Here is an 18,791-nt window from a genome sequence, read left to right on the forward strand (position 1 = left end):
TTTTAATTGACAAGTAGTTATATATAAATAATCTTTATAAATTAAAAATTAATTAACAAAAGGAGCTCATTGCTCCACAATCGTTACTTTTACATGTCTGTTCCAGCCAAAATTTCTGATATTCCGCTTCAATGACTCAAGGTTACTGCCATTAACAGAGTATATGGATACATGATCCCTTCCTACGGTAATGGCATGCCCGATTTTAAGCACTGCCGCCTTTTTCCAGGTTTTTGGAACATGGCCCTGGAACCATTCATCATAGATTATGGCCAGTTCATAATTATGATCCGAGCTGTATCGGGTCAGAAAGCTTTCAAACCGGTCATCCATCCCTCTTTTATTTTCACTGAACGGGATCATTTCCGGAGAGCCCAGCCCTGCTATATCCAATAAATGAATTTCTGTAAAATATGTGATGGCCCCGATGTCATTCGCGACAACCCTGGACGTATTATAATACTGGTTTAAGAATTTTGCAGACTGAATCTGCTGCTCATATATATTCTTCCCACCATATTCCAGCATGACATGTGCCATCCAGGTTTTATAAACCATCAAAAAAATATTTATTATTATAAGAATGCTGACGAGCCTCTCTTTTTGTATATAAACCTTAAAATCATCCAAAAAGCCCTTCACCCTGGGAATTAAAACCATTGAAAAGCCAACAAGAATATAAGCCTCATACCTGAACGCTCCCTTTAAATCCGCGAACATGGAATGACAGATCATCAGCAGGGAAAGAACAATGAGAAAAAAATCGTCCCTTATAGTTCCGGAAAACCCTTTTTTCTGAAAATCCCTGTATATAAAAATAAAACAGAGAATAATCGGAAAAAATCCGATTTTATAAAAGCTGACATTCAGTAAAAAGTTATCCAGAAAGATCGTTTTGAGCTGAAATATCAGATCTTCATCCCAACTCAGCTTCGTTCCTTTAACCACCACAGAATTTGGAAAGAAATATCCGTCCTGCTGATAATTAAAGTAACAAAAAATCAGAATGGGAACAAATCCAACCAACAAAACCCCGATCGCCCTCTTCCATTTTTTAACCAGAAGAAAAACAAATGCAAGAATCGCAAAATAAAATATGCTCTCGAAACGTACCAGCCCCATTAATAATAGAGTCAGATAAAATCCGCCCCTTGCATATTTATCCTTATCCCATCGGTAAAAGCAAATGATACTGAAAGTAAACAGGAAAACATGGAAAATATGCTCCATCCCTGCCAAAACCTGTAAATGCAGTACGGCAAGGAAAATGGTGAATAATGTAGCCAGAATCCCCGCTTTCAGGTTCTTAAACATCCCCGAAAAATGCTGATTGAGTAAAAAAACAATCCCGGTTCCGAAAACAACATTAAAATAAAGAGGAAGCTGGTCATTGTTTCCGAAAATTTTTATCAGCAAGCTTATCAGATAAGTAAAAAGTGGGGAAGAAGAGGTAGACGAAAACTGATACCGGGTAACTCCCCATACATGATGCAATGCAAAATTCTTAGCCATTGAAAGATGAATATAGGCATCATCTATAAGGTATACATAATGGCCTTCAGCTTTTGAAACACAGTTCCAATAGTAGTATAAACATATTGCAGCACTTATGGTAAATGAAATAATGAAACTGTTCCGGCTACTATTTCTGAATAAAAACATTTCTGAATGAATTATAAAATCTCAAAGATAAGTATCATCAATCAGATTCATAAGGTATCTTAAACTTTATTTAGTAAATTTGTTATCATACAATAATAAACTACTAATAATATGAAAAATGCAAGTATTATAGGCTTGAAAGAAGCCGATTGCAAAAACATTGCAGAAAAGCTTAATGTACTTTTAGCTAACTATTCAGTATTCTACCAGAATACCAGAGGCTCTCACTGGAATATCAAAGGAGATCAGTTCTTTACCCTACATCCGAAATTTGAAGAACTTTACAACAGTCTGGTATTAAAAATTGATGAGATCGCGGAGAGAATTCTCACATTAGGGGCTACGCCTGCACACAATTATTCGGATTACTTAAAGGTAGCTACCATAAAAGAAAGTAAAGAGGTAAGCGATGCCACAAAAAGTGTTGAAAACATTTTAAATTCATTCAAGGTAGTGATAGACCTGCAAAGAGAGCTTCTCGACATCACGGATAAAGCCGGAGATGAGGGAACCAACTCTCAGATGAGCGATTATATCACAGAACAGGAAAAAGAAGTCTGGATGTACAATTCCTATCTGGGTAAATAAGCAGATATTAAAAAAAATCGTCTTACATTTAGGGCGATTTTTATTTTAAACCCTTATATTTGCGTTAAAAATACACATATATGAACGATATTCGGTTGAATTCCATTCTTGATAATGATTTCTATAAAATCACCATGCAGAATGCCGTAGTCAAACTGTTTCCCGATTCTGTTGTAAAGTACGAATTCATTAACAGAGGAAAACATCATTTTCCAGAAGGTTTTGATGTTGCTTTGAGGGAGGCGGTCAATAAAATGGCAGAGCTCAAGCTGACCAAAGAAGAAAAGAGATTTATGGCAAAAACCTGTCCATACATAGATCTGCCTTATCTTGACTTCCTTGAAGGGTACCATTATGATCCGTCTGAAGTAAAGATTCATCAGGAAGGAAGTGACCTAACTGTAACGGTTGAAGGGTTATGGTACAGGACCATTCTGTGGGAAGTCCCTTTATTGTCTTTGATCAGTGAGCTGCATTATGAGATGAACCACCTGGAAAGAGATTCCAATGAGATGGTTATGCACAAGACCCTTGAAAAGGCAGATTCACTGGCCAGACTGGGAGTCAATTTCGCAGAGTTTGGAACCAGAAGAAGGCATTCCTATAAAGTACAGAATCTGGTCATGGAAGCTTTGACCCAAAAGAAAGATTCAACGTTTATAGGCACTTCCAATGTACATTTCGCTATGAAGTACAATGTAAAGCCTATCGGGACCCATGCCCATGAATGGTTCATGTTCCATGGTGCCGAATATGGATTCAAAATGGCCAACGGGTTGGCCCTGGAGCATTGGGTGGATGTCTACAGGGGAGATCTGGGGGTAGCCCTTTCAGATACATATACAACAGATGTTTTCTTCCAGCAGTTTGATAAAAAATTCGCCAAGCTTTTTGACGGTGTGCGTCATGACAGCGGCGATCCGTTGAAATTCGCGGATAAAACCATTGCCCATTATGAAAAGCATGGAATCAATCCTCTGTTTAAATATATCATTTTCTCAGACGCCTTAAATCTGGAAAAGGTAGAAGATATTACCAATTACTGTAAAGGCAAAATAGGCGTCTCTTTTGGAATCGGCACCAACCTGACCAATGATGTCGGCCTGAAACCCATGAATATTGTAATGAAACTGATCGGGGTGCAGGCTCCCAATAAAGAATGGATCCCAACCGTAAAGCTGTCCGATGAACATGGCAAATATACGGGAGACCCAAAGATGATCGAACTGGCCAGGGAGTTTTTGAGAATAAAAGATTAATACCATGAAAAAAATTTTATTATCCGCCATTCTATGCGGTATCCTTTCCTCATGTATGGTGACAGGAAGCCAAAACGGAGAGACCGGAAAGCCGGGGGATTCTTCCAAACCGGTATTTAATAAGGAGCTTGCTGCAAAACTTGGTGCAGACCAATATGGAATGAAGCCTTACGTGATTGTTATGCTTACAACCGGCCCTGCCAAAATTGAAGACAAAACCAAAATGAACGAACTGATGAAGGGGCATTTAGGAAATATCGGAAAGCTTTCTGATGAAGGGAAAATTGTGGTTGCCGGGCCTTTTTTAGAAAAAAACAAAGAAAATTACCGTGGTATGTTCATCTTCAATACCAAATCCAGAGAAGAAGCTGAACAATGGGTAAAAACAGATCCTGCAGTTCAGGCCGGAGTATTCAGCTATGAAATATTCCCCTGGTACGGATCGGCAGCGCTACCATTATACTTAAAGCATCATGCGGAAATAGCCAAAGAAAACCCTTAGCAGTAACCTCATAAGATTATGAAGTTTTTACCTATTTATGAAAACAACCATATCATGAAAACCGTATGAAATTTCTGATTCAGGCCTTTCTATTTTTATCTGTGATATGCAGTGCCCAATCAGCAAACAGATTTTTTTATGAGCTCAGCTATAAGCCCAAAACGAATTCATCTGAACGGAAGAAGATCCTTACCATATTGGATATAGCGGAAAAGAAATCTATATATCAAGATTTCACCTATTTTTCACAGGATTCTTTGATATCCTCTAAAATGGACTCCATGCAGAAATCAGGAGTCTACACGGACCTGTCAACTTTCATCAGAAAACCGGACATCCCTTACAAAATTCTCAAAGAATATCCTGATTTTAACCAGATCCATCAGGAATATTTTATAGAAGCCAACTTTTCCTATACCATAAAACCTGTTTTAAAATGGAAAATACTTCCGGAAAAAGAAAAAATCGGAGCCTATGAAGCACAAAAAGCCAGTCTTTCATTCGGAGGAAGAAACTGGACAGCATGGTTCACAACTCAAATCCCATTTCAGGATGGACCTTATAAATTCTGTGGTCTTCCGGGGTTAATCGTGAAGATTGAGGATGACAGGCAGGAGTTTTCATGGTCTCTGAAAGGAAATAAAAAGATTGAACAATACAACGAAATATCTTTGGCCGAAAAGACTCTTCCAAACCATGATAAATTCATCCACACCACTCCCGAAAAATTCGCTAAAGCTTTAGCCTCTTACAAAAAAGATCCCCTGAGCAGTATGCGCGGTATGTTTACAGAAGAAATGATGAACAAATCATTTGATAACAGTGGAAAAACATTAGCGGAAATATTAAAGGAGCAAGAAAAAGCCATTATGAAAATATATGAAAATGATAATCCTATAGAAGTATTTTCTGAGAATTAACTTTAAGGTTTTCCATAAGAAAATTGATTTTTCTTTTTGTAATTTTGAAACATGGAATTAACCTATTTAATCATCGGATTCATTGTCGGGGGAATCCTTGGGGCAATTATTTTATACTTCATTTTGAAATCTTCCATGATTTCAAGAAACTTTTATGATGAACTGAACAATCTGCATATCAAAAACTGTTCGGATTTAGAAAACTCCAATTTGAAGATCCGGGAACTGACCGAAGTTATCAATAAGGAAAAAGAGCTGACCCAGCAGCAGTCAGATCTGTTCAACGATCTGAAGAACGAGTTTGCCAAAATCTCTGCCGAGCATTCTTCCTTAATGACCCAGTTCCAGGAACAAAAGCAGATCAACTCCAAACAGACCACACAGATTGAAACCCTTTTAGCCGAAAAACAAAATATTTTTGCCCGAAATTCTGAGCTTTCTGCCATAAATGAAAGCTTACAGAAATCTCTTGAGACCCAGAAAGTGGAAATTACCAAGATCCAGGAGGAGGCCAAGCTTCAATTTGAGAATTTAGCCAATAAAATCCTGGAAGAAAAGACAGAAAAATTCACTACCCTGAATCAGAACAATCTGAAAACAATCCTGGAACCATTCCAGGAAAAAATTGCCGATCTGAAGAACAGAGTGAATGAAGCCTATGAAAAAGAGAACAAAGAGCGCTTTTCTCTAGCTGAAAAAGTAAGAGAGCTGGCAGAACTGAATCAGCAGATATCTGAGGATGCCAAGAAATTAACCCGGGCCCTCAAAGGCGAAAGCAAAACACAAGGAAACTGGGGCGAGATGATCCTGGAAAGCATCCTTGAGAAATCAGGTCTTGTAAAGGGCAGGGAATACTTCCTTGAACATGAGCTCCGTGATGAGGACAATAAAGCCTTATTTTCAGAATTTTCAGGTAAAAAAATGCGCCCCGATGCAGTGGTAAAATATCCGGATGAAAGAAATGTGATCATAGATTCCAAGGTTTCCCTGACTGCCTTTACGGAAATGGTGGATGAAACCGACCAGGATATTTATACCATGAAGCTTAACCAGCATTTGTCTTCCATAAAAAATCATATCCAGCAATTGAGCCAGAAAGCATATGACGATTACGGGAAATCATTGGATTTCGTCATGATGTTCATTCCAAGCGAACCTGCCTATATTGCAGCTATGCAGGCAGATCAGAACTTATGGAACTATGCTTATGAAAGAAGGATTCTACTACTGAATCCAAGTAATCTGATCACTTCCCTTAAATTAATTGCGGATCTATGGAAACGGGAGTATCAGAACAGGAACTCTATGGAAATCGCAGAGAGAGGAGCCAAGCTGTATGATAAGTTTGTAGGATTTGTTGAGAATCTGGAAAAGGTGGGAAAAAATCTGGATCAGGCCAGAAATGTCTATAATGATGCCTATAAGCAGCTTTCAACCGGCAACGATAATCTGGTGATCCAAACCCAGAAATTAAAATCATTGGGAATCAAAAACAAAAAAGAACTACCGCAAAGCCTGATCGACAATTCTCAGATCTCCATAAATATTTCAGATGAATAAAACAAAAACCCCGGTTAAGCCGGGGTTTCATTATCCGTTAACTACTGACCATAATAAATTTTGCCTAATTTTGCAGAATGTTAATAGAAAGTTTCCAGAACGATAAAATAAAGAATATTACTAAACTTCTTACTGACAACCGGTTCCGTAAAAAATCCGGGGTCTTTGTAGTGGAAGGACAGCAGGAAAATGCAAGGGCTCTAAAATATGATTTTGAGCCTGTGGAATTTTTTATATGTCAAAGTATTTTCAAAGAAGAGCTGCCCAAAGGAAAAGTATATCCTGTAAGTGAAAGAGTATATGAAAAGATTGCCTATCGGGGAACTTCCGAAGGGATCATCGGAATATATAAAACCAGGGAGGCATCATTGGCCTCTTTCAGTCCCAAGGTCAATTCTACCATAATTATCGTTGAAGGAATTGAAAAACCCGGAAATCTTGGCGCCATTTTAAGAAGCTGTGAAGCTTTCGGCATGGATGCGCTTATCGTTACGGACGGAAAAACAGATTTCTATAATCCGAATGTCATCCGGTCCAGTGTAGGCTGTCTTTTTGGAATGCAGGTTTTCCAGGCTGAGAATGAAGAAACTTTAGAATTTTTACAGAAAAATAATTTCAATATTTATACAACCCTTATGGATGAAAGTGCCGAAGACCTTTACAAAAGAGACTTCAGGCAAAGATCCGCGGTATTGTTCGGTACTGAGCATTCCGGATTAAGTGATTTCTGGATCGGAAAGGGAAAAAACACCCTGATCCCCATGAGCGGAAGCATTGACTCTTTAAATTTAAGCAACGCGGTGGCCATTACATGCTACGAAGCATTAAAACAAAAGACAATGGCTCATGATAATAAATAAAAAAAACCGCTTCATTTGAAACGGTTCTTTTTATTTTTAGTAAACGTGTACTAATTATTTTTTAGCAGCAGCGTCTACAGCGTCTTTAGCGTCTTTTGCAGCATCTTTAGCAGCATCAGCAGCTCCTTTAGCAGCGTCAGCAGCTCCTTTAGCAGCGTCTTTAGCAACATCAGCTCCAGCAGCAGTAGTAGCAGCAGCGGCATCTTTAGCAGCATCTACAGTAGCAGAAGCAGCAGAATCAACAACAGTAGCAGCAGAATCAGCAACAGTAGCAGCAGAATCAGTAGCAGCTACAGCAGCAGAGTCAGCAGTGTTAGCAGTTTCAGTAGATTCAGTTTTTTTACAAGCAACTAAAGAGATTGCAGCGATAGCAGCTACGAATAATGACTTTTTCATAATAAATTAAATTTAATTTTGTTAATATTGTTTTCTAAAATTATTTCTTTGTTCGTTATTTGAACAAGACAAAGGTATAGCAGTTAGAAAATTTGTTTAAGAAAAATAATTGTAATACCTTTGTAAAATAGTTTTACAAATAAACATATCTGTAAATCAACACTTTAATCATTTTTATAAAACTTGACAGATTTAGATTTATTGCATTTTGAGCAGTTAAAAAAGGATGTACAGGCTCAATATTTAAAAGAATATACCCCCTCTTCCGATGATATCTCAAAATGGAAGGGGATCGATATCATATATTTTCAGGAAGATCTTCGTAAAAAAGCCAAAGGCAACATCAGCGAAAAATCTTTTTATACTTATTTTAAAACCTCTCCGGTCACAAAACTTCCGAGGATTGATATGCTCAATCTGTTAAGTATATATGCCGGATACGATTCCTGGTACGAGTTCAAGAAACAGCACCTTTTTGCCGGTGAGCTCCTGAGAGATGATGAAGATCTTACGGAGGAGAATCTGGAAGAATTAGAAAATGCCGTACAAAATTCCCCAGACTTATCTGTAATAGAAAATACACTTCAAAAGCCTGCGAACAATGGCACCCAAAAAGCTGATTTACAAAAATCAAATACTGAAAATCAAATTGTTAATAAACAAAATATTCCAGATCCCTACCCAAAACAGGGAGAATCGGCCCAAGGAAAAAGTTTCATCAGAAAAAATATTTGGGCCATCGTTACCACTGTTCTCATCATTATAACAGGGATATTAGGATTTAAAGATGAAATTTTTTCTAAAACCTATACTTATTGCTTCACAGATGCGGACCGGGGTGTGGGAGTGATCAATACTCTGGAAATAAAAGTGATCAAAGAAAACGAATCCCCCATTCTGTATAAAATAAAGCCGGGAGAATGTTTCCGTTACTCTACAAAGGATAAAAGCCTGAAGATGCAGATCAGCGCCCCGTTTTATGAATATCTGGAGGTCAACAGAAGCCTGGAAAACGCTCCTGAGGAAGAAATGATAGAGCTAAAACCGGATGATTATAAAATGGCTGCTTATTATTTTTCCATAAAAGATGTTACAGGCGCCCCGAAGGAAGAACAGCTCTCCCTTATCAAACAGAAAAGAAATCAGCTTGAAAACCTTATCAGCAATAATGCGGTCATTTATCAGGTTTATGACAACAATACCTACGGCATTGAAAGACTGGATAAACAAAAATATATTACACTCGTTACAACGCCTACCACCTCTCTGAAAAACCTCAGTGTAATAGAGATGAAAAAAGATAAAGGAAAAATCGTATCTATTAAATTTAAAATCGCTTCCACAGATGAAAAGAATAAATAACTTTTTTATTTTGGTGATATTGCTTCTTGGTTTTGCTTCCTGTAAAAATAAAAAGACCGAAGTAAGTGATTTGGATAAGCTCCGAAACAGCAATAATACAAAAACCTACCCTGCTGTACAGATGGACAGCATGCAGGCCATCAATTCCATTACGAAACAAAAAGTACAGGAACTCCTGGACCTGTCCACCTTATATCTCTCAGGAAACAGGAATACGGAAATTGACACCGTAATTTATTCTCAGATGGAAAGCTACTTCCATAAGCCGGATTCATTGACGTTCAGGAATTTATTCAGGGAGCTGGACAGCCTTAAGGTAAAAAGCGTAAAAGTAAATAACCTGAGCGTATATAAGGAATTTTACAATAAAGACACCCTGGATTATGCCAAGTTCAATGTGGAATATTTTGATAATAAAAACAAATCTTTGGGGACCTTTGAAAAGAATGCACAGTATATTTTGTTATCTGTTCCTAAGGCAGAAAAGGAGTTTAAGTTTTATTTTCTGAACTTCTATTCTTCCCCGGTGAAAAAAGACAGCACATCGTCAGGTGTAACCAGATAATCTAAAGGAATATCATTTTCCCACACATCATCAATACTTTCATCAGGACCAAAGTAGTTCAGCCCGATTTTTTTTGACTCGGGAGAAATGGCTGTAAAAAAAGCGTCATAGAACCCTTTGCCATAGCCTACCCTGTTCCCTTTTTCATCACAATACAGAAGCGGGGTAATCACATAATGAAAATAGCTTTCCCCTGAATCCTCATCAGCTACAGGCTCAGAAATCCCCCAATGGTTGGTTTTAAACTTTGTGCTGCCGGAGATTTCAATATTGATCAACTTATCTGCCACTATTTTAGGCACAAAAACCCTGATCTCCTGTTTCAGAAAATATTGGATAAAGATTTCAGTATTTATTTCCTTACGTTCCGCAATCGGAATAAAGATATGTACTTTCTGGCCCCGATAGGGCTTAAAATAATGAAGAAAATTCTGAAAAATCTTTTCGGATAACAATAAAACCTCATCAGCAGACAAGGTTTTTCTTTTTTGTATATATTTTTTGCGAAGATCGGCTTTAAGCATACTGATTTATTATGTCATTTTCACTGAAATGATTTTCACCGGGCAGGCCTTTGCCGCTTTGTCACATGGCTCAAATGCCTCTGCATTGGGAGTTTTCAGGGTATAAAATCCTTTTTTATCAACCGTTTTCAATAATACGGATTTTCCGTCCTTTTTAGACATCCTGAAATACTCCGGAGCAAACTCTGCACAGTAATTGCAACCGATACATTTATCTCTCTGAAGCGTAACTATAATCATTAAGCCTTCACAATTTTGTACAGTTTATCGCTTGGTCTTACACGGAATTTTGTAGGAAATGTAATGATATCAGATTTGGTTGCCTTATCCGCATTTCCCTTCTCATCTACCATCATGCTTTCGATCACCATTTCCTGAGAGCCTGTAGTAGGTCCCTGGATCAAAACACTGTCCCCTACATTCAAGTCGTAAGCTTCAATCAGAAATTCGGCAATATTGGATTTTGGATAGAAGTGTCTTCCTTTTCCGATATATACTTTCTTCTGGGTGGCATTTGACCCCGGATTCGGAGACCATTCCCCCAATTCCTGTCCAAGATAGTATCCACTCCAGAAGCCTCTGTTATAAACCGTTTCCAGCTGCTTCATCCATTCGTCCACCTTCTCTTTGGAGAATGTACCTTCAGCAATGGCATCGATCGCCTCTCTATAACATTTTGTAACGGTTGCCACATATTCAGGGGCACGTCCTCTTCCTTCAATTTTAAGAACCTTTACGCCGGCATCTACAATCTCATCAAGGAAACCAATGGTGCAAAGATCTTTCGGAGACATCATATATTCATTGTCAAGCTCGATCTCAAACCCTGATTCCTGATCAATAACAGTATACTTTTTACGGCAGTTTTGCTTACAGGCCCCTCTGTTTGCAGAGGAATTATGAGAATGAAGGCTTAAGTAGCATTTTCCTGAAACAGCCATGCAAAGCGCACCGTGGCCGAAGATCTCAACTTCCACAAGATTTCCTGAAGGTCCTTTCACCTGATCTTTTTCAATCTGGGTACAGATTTTTTTGATCTGGTTGATACTCAATTCCCGGCTCATCACCATTGTATCGGCGAACAGGGCATAAAATTTCACGGTCTCAATATTAGTGATATTAATCTGGGTGGAAATATGCACTTCCATACCGATCTGCCTTGCATAGGCAATCACAGCCTGGTCCATTGCGATCACGGCAGTCAGGTTCGCCTCCTTCGCCTTGTCCAGAAGAGTTTTTATGATAGATAAATCATGATCATATATGATGGTATTCAGTGTCAGGTAGGTTCTTACTCCTTTTTCTGCACATCTTCTGGAAATTTCAGGCAGATCCTCGATAGTAAAGTTCATCGTAGCCCTGGCCCGCATATTCAGCTGCTCTACCCCGAAATATACGGAGTCTGCACCATTATCTATAGCTGCCTGAAGGGATGTAAAATCGCCTGCAGGAGACATTAATTCTATTTTTCCGGTTTTTGTCATTTCTTTTTGAGAAAATTTTTGCAAAGATAGTTATTTTTCAATTGAGTATATTTATCAACAAAAATTACAGCTTCTATTTATCCAAAGCATTAATAAATTTTTAAGGTTTGTTAACTCCCTCTTTAACAATTATGACATAATGTATAAAATGACATAAACCCCGTTAAATTTTAGTTAAAATTGAAACATAGCATGCTAATTGCATACTTATTTAACAGTAAATTTGTTTACTGCTAAATTTAAATGAAATCAATAAAAAAAGAAGAATATACAATGAAGAGTACTTTAAAAAAACTATTACCATTTGCCGTAGTAGGTGTTATTTCTGGAGCTACTACCGTTGGTGCACTACAATACTTTGATCATAATTCTGTTAACAGCGATCAGTCTTATTTTACCAAATCATCCAATGTTTCTTTTGCAGGGATGAACTCTGCCGCCATAGGTGATGATTTCGTAAAAGCTGCCAAAACGACAGTTCCTGCCGTAGTTACCATTAAAAATTACCAGACAAGAAGCTCAAACAGGGCCTCTGACCAGGATTTGTTTGATTTCTTCTTCGGGGATCCGTTCGGAGGAAGAAGACAGCAAAGGCAGCAACAGGTTCCTGACAATATGCCTTCAGGAATGGGATCCGGGGTGATCATTTCACCGGATGGCTACATCATATCGAACAATCACGTGGTGGCTGGTGCCAACAAGCTTGAGGTGGTCCTGAGCAATAAAAAGTCTTATATTGCCACCCTGGTGGGTACCGACCCCAATACAGATATATCTTTATTAAAAATAGAAGAAAAGGGATTACCTTATCTTAACTTCGCCAATTCCGACAACATTGAGGTTGGGCAATGGGTACTTGCTGTCGGAAATCCGCTGGGACTAAATTCAACAGTTACAGCAGGGATTGTTTCCGCCAAAGGAAGAGGTATTGGTATCTTAGGCTCCCAGGGGAAAGCAACCAATCCTATAGAAAGCTTTATCCAGACAGATGCTGCCATTAATCCCGGAAATTCAGGAGGGGCACTGGTAAATACCAACGGGGATCTTATCGGGATCAATTCCGCGATCCAGTCCACTACAGGGTATTATCAGGGATACGGATTTGCTGTTCCTTCTAACCTGGCAAGAAAAATCGTTGAGGACATCAAAAAGTTCGGAATTGTACAAAGAGGTTTCCTTGGGGTACAGTCTTTAGATCTCTCCGATGATCAGCAGGTAGCCCTGTATAACAGACAGAAGAAAACCAACCTGAAACCTGGTTCCGGAGTATATGTAACAACTGTTACCGATGATAGCGGTGCTCAGGATGCAGGAATCAAGGTAGGTGATATCATTACGAAAATTGACGGGATGGCGATCACAGATTTTGCGGATCTGTCAATGGCTGTAGGAAGCAGAAGACCTGGGGACAGAGTTCAGGTAACCTATCTGAGAAACGGCAAAGAAAATACTGTAAATGTAACCCTAAAAGACCAGAAAGGAGGTACTACCACCAGAACGAAAGCTGAGCTTAGCGTAACTGAGAAGATCGGGGCTGAATTTGACCCGTTAAGCGAAAGGTTCAAAACCGATTATGGTCTGAACAGTGGAGTGATCGCTAAAAATGTGGTGGAAGGCAGTGAAATTGCCAAAATAGGAATCGTAGATAACTATATCGTAATAGAGGTTAACGGTAAACCTGTCAATTCACAAAAAGACGTGGAAAAAATCCTGGATAAATATCAGGGTAACGTGCAGATCAAGTTTGTGGATGCTTATGGGCAGATCTACACCAGAGGATTTAAAATGCCTTAATTCTAAAATAAACATTTCATATCAAAAAACGCTGCGAGATCGCAGCGTTTTTGCTTTATAATTTATTCATTTTTTCAGCGATTCTTTTTTTCTTATTCCGTTCGTAGATGATCTCCACTATTTTCCCGCCTATCCATGAGAAAGGGAAAAAAGTAAGGAATATTGAGATTTTATAGAATGTAGGATGGTAAGGGAAAATAATAATATCCAGCATTGCGATAAACAGCATAATGAACCCAATAAGAATAGCATAGGCCACTTTAGCATATTTAACGATAATAGCTGTTGCCACACCCCCTACCGTTGTCCCGAGACCGGAAATAAACAAAAGAAAGCCGAAAAAAGCATCGTTATCCTGCATGCTCTGAAGAAATCTTTGCCAATGTTCAAAAGGAGCAAAGGCATCAAAAGTAACCCATTGCGGAAATGCCCTTATACCAAGAGTAATTATAAGCCCTGCAATACCAAGACCTATCAAAACCGCCAATGTATTTCTTAGAAAGTTCATTAATTAATCCTGATGGGCAATCATAGAGATCTCGATGTCTACATTTTTAGGCAGGCAGGAAACCTGTACCGTTTCACGGGCCGGATAGCTTTCAGCATCTAAGTAAGAAGCGTAAATATCATTCATTACTGCGAAATCATCCATATTCTTAAGGAAGATTGTTGCCTTTACCACATTTTTAAAGGTCATTCCTGCTTCTTTAAGAATTGCTTCCAGATTCTTCATTACCTGATGGGTTTCTTTCTCAATTCCTTCCACTAGCTTACCTGTTGCGGGATCTACAGGAATCTGGCCGGAAATGTATAAAATACCATTCGCCATGTTTGCCTGAGAATAAGGCCCGATTGCTGCAGGAGCATTCACTGTGTTGATTACTTTTTTCATTAGAATTTATTTTGGATGCAAATATAAATTATATTTTCAAATATCAGTCCGATCAGAAAGGTGCATTGGGCTGCGTAAAGCTTCTGTCCTTATATTTGATGGCATCACTCAGGATATTGGCTTTTATCCCGATAAAAAAGTCATATACTTTATACTGCCCGAAAGGAACCCAGTTAAAATTGATGGTAAAGCTTCGCTGGTCCCTAGCAAATCCGATTCTTGTATAAGCCAGCTTCTTCGTGATCATATCGTAGTGTGTACTTCCGTTGATATTCCAATAGGGAGTAAGCTTGATGCTTCCATTGAGCCCTATGGATGCTATTTTGTTTCCGAAACGTGAAGCGCTGCTTTTGGTGTAGGCATAATTGGCGTTGATATTCAAAGTCCAGGCCTGATCAAAATGAGCGTAATTATCATCATCAAAATAGTAATTCTCATTCCGGATCTCCCCTTTAGATTTATATTTTTTAGCGTAATCTGTTTTTTCTCCAAACAGTTCGCTGCTTAAAGGATAGGACAGCTGCACATTAAACCCCTGTACGCTGAAGTGCCCGAATTCTTCTGTTCTGATGCCGGCGTCCTGGCCCGGAAGGTAAATGATCTTATAAGGATCCAGTGACAAGCTGGTATTTACACTCAGTTTGTTATCAAAAAAGGATGACTGCCCGTTGATGGTAAAGATCGACCATGGGTGGTCTTTTGCTGCGAAGTTATAATTTCCCGTAAGGTTCAGCGATTCAAAAAGCTTTATTTTCTTTACTCCGGTTGAATCTTTTTTAGATTTCACCTTCATTTCTATATTATTCCCGATATTGAACCCCAGGGCACCCACCAGCCCGGTCGAAGGGCTTCCCACGATCCCGCCTTCAAAAATAGAATAAGGTGTCAAAGCCCCATTGGCATCATAATAGTTTTTATAATATCCGAATCCTGACCCTCCGAAATCCGGCGAATAGGTAAACCCGATACTCGGAGTCATCATATGTCTGATAGCTTCGATCTTGGATCCTTTTTTAAATTTAAGCATTCCGTAAAGCGTGGTCTGGATACTTGCTGTTGTAGAAAAAGTGGAATATCCGGCGATACCCTTATCCATTTCATTCACCACTACGTTGCGCACAGGATCGTAATATTTGTTCAGCGTTTTGGTGGTAAGTGCGTTATCAATATTCGCTCCCAGGCTGAAGGTAAAGTATTTCGCAATAGTCGTATTGGTTCCCAGGGTAATATTATTCCTCAGGCCTGTCTGAAGCTTATCCCACATAGCCTGTGTAAAAAGCTCTCCTTCATTGGTCTGTACATAGTTCGTTAAATTAAACCCTGTATTTACCGTGATATTTTCCAATAATCCCTGCCTTACTCCCGTCTTCGACTTAAAAAGATAAAACTGGTTTACGGCAATATTCATCTGGGGAAGACGCAGATCCGAATTTCCTGTGGCAAAATTCTGGGAATAAGATGCTGTTCCGGTAATGGTAATTGGTAATTTCAGGAATCTTTTGGTGACCGTCACGGTAGAATTCTGCTGTGTATTTAATACATTCTGATTAAATATATAATTATTGTTTACGGTATTATTATAAAACCTGCTGCTTACTATATCCACAGACGCAGAGAATGTAAGGAACGGATTGGCTTTTGCATCCTGTGTATGTCTCCATGCAATCCTGTAGGTACTGCTTTTTGAATAGTCATCGAGTCCTTTTATCCCTCTTACCGTGGTTCCTATATCTGCGGAAAAATTCCCGGAATAACGGTACTTTTTCACATAGTTCATCTCAGGCCTCAGATTCCAGCTTCCTTTGGTATAGATATCCGCAAGCACCTTAAGGTCAAAATGCTCCCCTATCGGCTGATAATATCCTAAGCTGTTAAGAAAAAAACCTACATCCTGCCTTTCTCCGAAGCTCGGGATCAGAATACCGGCGGACCTTTTATCTGAAAACGGCAAAATAGCAAACGGCATAATAAGCGGTGTAGGCACCTGCTCCACATACATCTGTATAGGGCCTGTGATAATCTGAGATTTGTTCCTGGTTTTTACCAATTTGATATTGGAGGCCAGTAAATGGTAATCCGCTGCGGTATCTTTCTTCTTTAAGAAGTATTCATCTGTTGTATATAAGGCATGCCGCATGGCAAAAACGGAGTCATTATATTTTTTCGTCTTGTTAGCAATGATTACGCCCTCACTTTCCTCAGTCCTTGCATTATAGGCAATAGCCTGCTTTGTTTTGGTATTGTAGCTGAACTGGTCAGTCTCATATTTTTTCCCCCCCTGAGTGGTCACCACAGGTTCAATGATTTTTCCTAAAGAATCCTGTTTACCACGTGCATAGATCAAATTCTTATTATCATCAATAGAAATATAATCAGCATCGATCTGCATATCCTGGTATTTTACCTGAGCATTTTTATTCAGGAAGGTCATTTTTTTCGGGACATCTCTGCGCTGATCATCTGCTTTTGTATGAAGTATATCTTCCAGAGCCTCCTTGTTTACCACTACGGTGTCCCTTTTGGGAATAGTATCATTAACCGCATTTTCAGGCAATTTTTCAGGCGTTTTCTGTGCTAAAAAATTGTTAAAAATTAGGATAATTAAAATTTGTAGTATATTTTTGAAAACGGTTTTGGCCAATTTTATTCTTTATAATTAAGGCTCAAAATTAATATAATTTTTAAAACTGTAAGATGCACAAACTAAATTTTAAAATAATTTTATCATTTCTCCTCATACTCTTCAGCAACTTTATTTTTTCACAAAAAAAATTCACAATCGTTTTAGATGCCGGGCACGGAGGAAGCGATCATGGCGCTAACCGGACTTATAGCGACATTGGCAGGATCGCAGAAAAAGACATTACTCTTGCCATTGTTTTAAAGCTGGGGAGCATGCTTGAGAAAAACAAAGACTTCAAAGTCATATATACCCGTAAAATTGACGAATATCCGTCATTATCAGACAGAACCAATTTAGCCAACAGAAGCAAAGCCGACCTTTTTATATCCGTACATTGTAATTCTTCACAAAGATCCGGTGCCTACGGAACTGAAACATATGTTCAGGGGCCCGACCAGAATGATACCAATCTGGAAGTCGCCAAAAGGGAGAATGATGTGATCTATCTGGATGAAAAGGACAGGCAAACATTCGGTTCTTATGATCCCAGCTCTCCTGAATCTTTGATTGCCCTAAAGCTTCAACAAAGCAAGTACCTTGAATCAAGCTTATTGCTGGGAGGCCTGGTAGAAGATAATTTTGTAAATAAGGATAAAAGGTTTTCAAGAGGGGTTTTCCAGAAAAACCTGCACGTTCTCCGGATGAATGCGATGCCTTCCGTCCTTATTGAAACCGGATTTATCAATCATCCCGAGGAAAGCCATTATCTAGCTTCAGACAAGGGGCAGGAAGAGATCGCATCAAGCATTTATAATGCCATTATTGATTATAAAAAGGCCATTGACAGGAAATCAGGCGGACCGGTTATTACCAAAAAGCCAGAGCCTGAAAAACCTGCTGAGGTAGCATTGAAAAATGATTTCAGAATATTGCTTATGAGCTCGCCGAATAAATATAACGATGGTGATCCTGCACTCAAAGGTCTTAATTATATATTACCCATTAAAGAAAATGGCCAGTATAAATATTATTATGGTGTGACGAATCTCGCCTCCGTAAGGGATATTAACCTGAAAACAGCTAAAGATGCCGGATTCAGGAATGCATTTGCTGTAGGGTTTATGCCTAATCAAAAGCTAAGCACCGGCTATTACACCATCGAATTATACGCAGGCAACAAGCTGAACGGAAACTCTTTTATTCTCCAGACATTAAAGAACGTAGAAAGAAATAAGGAAAACGGAGTATTCTATTATACCTACGGAAAAGTATATACGCTGGAGGATGCCGTAAAGCTTCAAAAAGATCTTGAAGCCAAAGGAATAAAGAATACGATCATCCAAAAAGTTTACCGGTAGCTTAAAATTAATTTTGATGTTAAAAAGTTAATCATTACTTTTGCAACCTCAAAATTTGGCCTATTCGTCTAGTGGTCAGGACTCAAGATTTTCATTCTTGCAACAGGGGTTCGATTCCCCTATAGGCTACCAAACTACATCACTCAATCCCTGATCAATACAAGGTTCAGGGATTTTTTTATTCCAAAAGTCAACGGAATCTTCACGAATTTTAAAAGAACGCCTCTACACGCTTTGTACAGGGCGAATTTCGAAAATCTTTTTTGATCTCTAAAATTTTCTTTCCTTTTGTTAACTTTTTGTTTCTGGAAATTGGTTCGGAAATATTCTCTTGCCCTCAGGGCTGTAAGCTCCTTAAATTCGCTCCTTTTGTTTGAAAAGATTTAGTTAACCTGAGTTCGGGTTAAGCGAAGTTTAAAAATAATTGACCATCATTTACTTT

At 38.7% G+C, this 18,791-nt stretch carries 18 protein-coding genes and 1 tRNA gene; 11 read left to right on the plus strand and 8 right to left on the minus strand.

Annotated features, from left to right (window positions below; all coding sequences use genetic code 11):
- Positions 1-66: 66 nt before the first annotated feature.
- Entirely contained in the window at positions 67-1,662 is a 1,596-nt protein-coding gene (locus tag ABMQ40_RS05780; RefSeq protein ID WP_370897471.1) for an ArnT family glycosyltransferase, read from the minus strand.
- 111 nt (positions 1,663-1,773) lie between these two features.
- On the opposite strand from ABMQ40_RS05780, the gene ABMQ40_RS05785 reads away from it, so the two are divergent.
- The 6 genes from ABMQ40_RS05785 (at position 1,774) to ABMQ40_RS05810 (ending at position 7,351) form a co-directional block, all read left to right on the plus strand.
- Positions 1,774-2,250 (plus strand): Dps family protein, encoded by a 477-nt coding sequence (locus tag ABMQ40_RS05785; protein WP_370897473.1) that lies wholly within the window; start codon positions 1,774-1,776, stop codon positions 2,248-2,250.
- 80 nt (positions 2,251-2,330) lie between these two features.
- Positions 2,331-3,509: a nicotinate phosphoribosyltransferase gene (gene pncB / locus ABMQ40_RS05790; RefSeq protein WP_370897475.1), complete on the plus strand. Its 1,179-nt coding sequence runs from the start codon at positions 2,331-2,333 to the stop codon at positions 3,507-3,509.
- A 4-nt stretch (positions 3,510-3,513) separates the two neighbouring features.
- On the plus strand, positions 3,514-4,011 hold the full coding sequence (locus tag ABMQ40_RS05795) for a YciI family protein (RefSeq protein WP_370897477.1): 498 nt from the start codon (positions 3,514-3,516) through the stop codon (positions 4,009-4,011).
- A 65-nt stretch (positions 4,012-4,076) separates the two neighbouring features.
- Positions 4,077-4,931 (plus strand): GLPGLI family protein, encoded by an 855-nt coding sequence (locus ABMQ40_RS05800; protein ID WP_370897479.1) that lies wholly within the window; start codon positions 4,077-4,079, stop codon positions 4,929-4,931.
- A 51-nt stretch (positions 4,932-4,982) separates the two neighbouring features.
- Entirely contained in the window at positions 4,983-6,491 is a 1,509-nt protein-coding gene (locus tag ABMQ40_RS05805; RefSeq protein WP_370897481.1) for a DNA recombination protein RmuC, read from the plus strand.
- A 77-nt stretch (positions 6,492-6,568) separates the two neighbouring features.
- Positions 6,569-7,351 carry a TrmH family RNA methyltransferase gene (locus ABMQ40_RS05810; RefSeq protein ID WP_370897483.1) on the plus strand — a complete coding sequence of 261 codons (783 nt, stop codon included), beginning with the start codon at positions 6,569-6,571 and terminating at the stop codon, positions 7,349-7,351.
- 54 nt (positions 7,352-7,405) lie between these two features.
- On the opposite strand, the gene ABMQ40_RS05815 is transcribed toward ABMQ40_RS05810, so the two are convergent.
- Positions 7,406-7,747 (minus strand): hypothetical protein, encoded by a 342-nt coding sequence (locus ABMQ40_RS05815; RefSeq protein WP_370897485.1) that lies wholly within the window; start codon positions 7,745-7,747, stop codon positions 7,406-7,408.
- A 183-nt stretch (positions 7,748-7,930) separates the two neighbouring features.
- Between ABMQ40_RS05815 and ABMQ40_RS05820 the strand changes: the two genes are divergently transcribed.
- Entirely contained in the window at positions 7,931-9,109 is a 1,179-nt protein-coding gene (locus tag ABMQ40_RS05820; protein ID WP_370897487.1) for a hypothetical protein, read from the plus strand.
- Positions 9,093-9,674: a hypothetical protein gene (locus tag ABMQ40_RS05825; protein ID WP_370897489.1), complete on the plus strand. Its 582-nt coding sequence runs from the start codon at positions 9,093-9,095 to the stop codon at positions 9,672-9,674. The genes ABMQ40_RS05820 and ABMQ40_RS05825 overlap by 17 nt, the downstream gene beginning before the upstream one ends.
- On the opposite strand, the gene ABMQ40_RS05830 is transcribed toward ABMQ40_RS05825, so the two are convergent.
- The 3 genes from ABMQ40_RS05830 to ABMQ40_RS05840 are packed head-to-tail and all read right to left on the minus strand — an operon-like array spanning position 9,623 to position 11,682.
- A complete protein-coding gene (locus ABMQ40_RS05830) occupies positions 9,623-10,198 on the minus strand; it encodes a 5-formyltetrahydrofolate cyclo-ligase (RefSeq protein ID WP_370897491.1) in 576 nt (191 codons plus the stop codon). The two genes, ABMQ40_RS05825 and ABMQ40_RS05830, sit on opposite strands and share 52 nt — an antisense overlap.
- Before the next feature lie 9 nt (positions 10,199-10,207).
- Positions 10,208-10,438 (minus strand): ferredoxin, encoded by a 231-nt coding sequence (locus ABMQ40_RS05835; RefSeq protein ID WP_370897493.1) that lies wholly within the window; start codon positions 10,436-10,438, stop codon positions 10,208-10,210.
- Positions 10,438-11,682, minus strand: a complete 1,245-nt coding sequence (locus ABMQ40_RS05840) for a peptidase U32 family protein (protein ID WP_370897495.1) — start codon at positions 11,680-11,682, stop codon at positions 10,438-10,440. The genes ABMQ40_RS05835 and ABMQ40_RS05840 overlap by 1 nt, the downstream gene beginning before the upstream one ends.
- A gap of 273 nt (positions 11,683-11,955) precedes the next feature.
- Here ABMQ40_RS05840 and ABMQ40_RS05845 point away from each other — a divergent pair, with 273 nt between their 5' ends.
- Entirely contained in the window at positions 11,956-13,476 is a 1,521-nt protein-coding gene (locus tag ABMQ40_RS05845; RefSeq protein ID WP_370897511.1) for a Do family serine endopeptidase, read from the plus strand.
- A gap of 55 nt (positions 13,477-13,531) precedes the next feature.
- On the opposite strand, the gene ABMQ40_RS05850 is transcribed toward ABMQ40_RS05845, so the two are convergent.
- From ABMQ40_RS05850 to ABMQ40_RS05860, 3 genes are read right to left on the minus strand one after another with little or no spacing between them, the layout of a single operon-like run.
- The gene (locus tag ABMQ40_RS05850; RefSeq protein ID WP_370897497.1) at positions 13,532-13,984 is read right to left on the minus strand and encodes a hypothetical protein; all 453 of its coding nucleotides are present in this window, start codon (positions 13,982-13,984) and stop codon (positions 13,532-13,534) included.
- A gap of 3 nt (positions 13,985-13,987) precedes the next feature.
- A complete protein-coding gene (locus tag ABMQ40_RS05855; protein ID WP_370897499.1) occupies positions 13,988-14,368 on the minus strand; it encodes a RidA family protein in 381 nt (126 codons plus the stop codon).
- Between the two features lie 52 nt (positions 14,369-14,420).
- Entirely contained in the window at positions 14,421-17,009 is a 2,589-nt protein-coding gene (locus tag ABMQ40_RS05860) for a putative LPS assembly protein LptD (RefSeq protein WP_370897501.1), read from the minus strand.
- A gap of 53 nt (positions 17,010-17,062) precedes the next feature.
- Between ABMQ40_RS05860 and ABMQ40_RS05865 the strand changes: the two genes are divergently transcribed.
- Together ABMQ40_RS05865 and ABMQ40_RS05870 are read left to right on the plus strand one after the other, a co-directional pair.
- Positions 17,063-18,349: an N-acetylmuramoyl-L-alanine amidase family protein gene (locus ABMQ40_RS05865; RefSeq protein WP_370897503.1), complete on the plus strand. Its 1,287-nt coding sequence runs from the start codon at positions 17,063-17,065 to the stop codon at positions 18,347-18,349.
- A 57-nt stretch (positions 18,350-18,406) separates the two neighbouring features.
- A tRNA-Glu gene (locus ABMQ40_RS05870) sits at positions 18,407-18,481 on the plus strand.
- The last annotated feature ends 310 nt before the right edge of the window (positions 18,482-18,791 follow it).

Source organism: Chryseobacterium gossypii (assembly GCF_041361455.1).
GTDB classification, from domain to species: Bacteria; Bacteroidota; Bacteroidia; order Flavobacteriales; family Weeksellaceae; genus Chryseobacterium; species Chryseobacterium gossypii.

What these genes read in the sequence shown, in the direction of transcription:
- ABMQ40_RS05865 (WP_370897503.1), top strand. Translation starts at nt 17,063, where the DNA reads ATGCACAAACTAAATTTTAAAATAATTTTATCATTTCTCCTCATACTC.
- pncB (WP_370897475.1), top strand. Translation starts at nt 2,331, where the DNA reads ATGAACGATATTCGGTTGAATTCCATTCTTGATAATGATTTCTATAAA.
- ABMQ40_RS05845 (WP_370897511.1), top strand. Translation starts at nt 11,956, where the DNA reads ATGAAGAGTACTTTAAAAAAACTATTACCATTTGCCGTAGTAGGTGTT.
- ABMQ40_RS05785 (WP_370897473.1), top strand. Translation starts at nt 1,774, where the DNA reads ATGAAAAATGCAAGTATTATAGGCTTGAAAGAAGCCGATTGCAAAAAC.
- ABMQ40_RS05805 (WP_370897481.1), top strand. Translation starts at nt 4,983, where the DNA reads ATGGAATTAACCTATTTAATCATCGGATTCATTGTCGGGGGAATCCTT.
- ABMQ40_RS05795 (WP_370897477.1), top strand. Translation starts at nt 3,514, where the DNA reads ATGAAAAAAATTTTATTATCCGCCATTCTATGCGGTATCCTTTCCTCA.
- ABMQ40_RS05815 (WP_370897485.1), bottom strand. Translation starts at nt 7,747, where the DNA reads ATGAAAAAGTCATTATTCGTAGCTGCTATCGCTGCAATCTCTTTAGTT.
- ABMQ40_RS05800 (WP_370897479.1), top strand. Translation starts at nt 4,077, where the DNA reads ATGAAATTTCTGATTCAGGCCTTTCTATTTTTATCTGTGATATGCAGT.
- ABMQ40_RS05855 (WP_370897499.1), bottom strand. Translation starts at nt 14,368, where the DNA reads ATGAAAAAAGTAATCAACACAGTGAATGCTCCTGCAGCAATCGGGCCT.
- ABMQ40_RS05835 (WP_370897493.1), bottom strand. Translation starts at nt 10,438, where the DNA reads ATGATTATAGTTACGCTTCAGAGAGATAAATGTATCGGTTGCAATTAC.
- ABMQ40_RS05830 (WP_370897491.1), bottom strand. Translation starts at nt 10,198, where the DNA reads ATGCTTAAAGCCGATCTTCGCAAAAAATATATACAAAAAAGAAAAACC.
- ABMQ40_RS05850 (WP_370897497.1), bottom strand. Translation starts at nt 13,984, where the DNA reads ATGAACTTTCTAAGAAATACATTGGCGGTTTTGATAGGTCTTGGTATT.
- ABMQ40_RS05840 (WP_370897495.1), bottom strand. Translation starts at nt 11,682, where the DNA reads ATGACAAAAACCGGAAAAATAGAATTAATGTCTCCTGCAGGCGATTTT.
- ABMQ40_RS05825 (WP_370897489.1), top strand. Translation starts at nt 9,093, where the DNA reads ATGAAAAGAATAAATAACTTTTTTATTTTGGTGATATTGCTTCTTGGT.
- ABMQ40_RS05810 (WP_370897483.1), top strand. Translation starts at nt 6,569, where the DNA reads ATGTTAATAGAAAGTTTCCAGAACGATAAAATAAAGAATATTACTAAA.
- ABMQ40_RS05780 (WP_370897471.1), bottom strand. Translation starts at nt 1,662, where the DNA reads ATGTTTTTATTCAGAAATAGTAGCCGGAACAGTTTCATTATTTCATTT.